1 pseudogene is annotated in these 524 nt (G+C 45.0%); it reads left to right on the top strand.

The annotated features are described in order from the left end of the window. Positions 1-524 (top strand): annotated as a pseudogene (locus R7040_RS29815) (NAD-glutamate dehydrogenase domain-containing protein); the annotation flags it as partial.

Genomic DNA, 524 nt, shown 5'->3' on the forward strand with positions numbered 1-524 from the left:
GAAAAGCAGGGCCTAGGTCTTACTCGTCCAGAGCTATCGGTGCTTGTCGCTTACGGCAAAATGGTTCTGAAACAGCAGCTCGTGACGGATGACATTGCAAATGATGAATTCCATGCGAAACAACTGGTTGAGTACTTCCCAAGTGAGTTACGCCGTAACTATAAAGATCAAATGGTTAACCATCCGCTACGTGCAGAAATTATCGCGACTGCGCTAGCAAACCAAATGGTTAACGAAATGGGCTGTAATTTCGTCACTCGTCTTCAAGAAGAGACGGGCGCATGTGTTGTTGATATTGCAAATGCTTACAGTGCAGCTCGTGAAATATTTGATCTTGCTGAAATTCTTAAGCAAACTCGCGCGTTAGACAACGTTGCAACGGCAGATGCACAGTACGAGATCATGTTCTACGTACGTCGCGCACTACGTCGTATTGCTCGTTGGTTACTGCGTAATCGCAGCGGTAAATCTACCGTTGGTGAGTTGATTGCAATCTACAAACAAGATGTGAATGTAATTACTGA

The sequence above is a fragment of the Vibrio sp. 1069 genome (assembly GCF_033340555.1).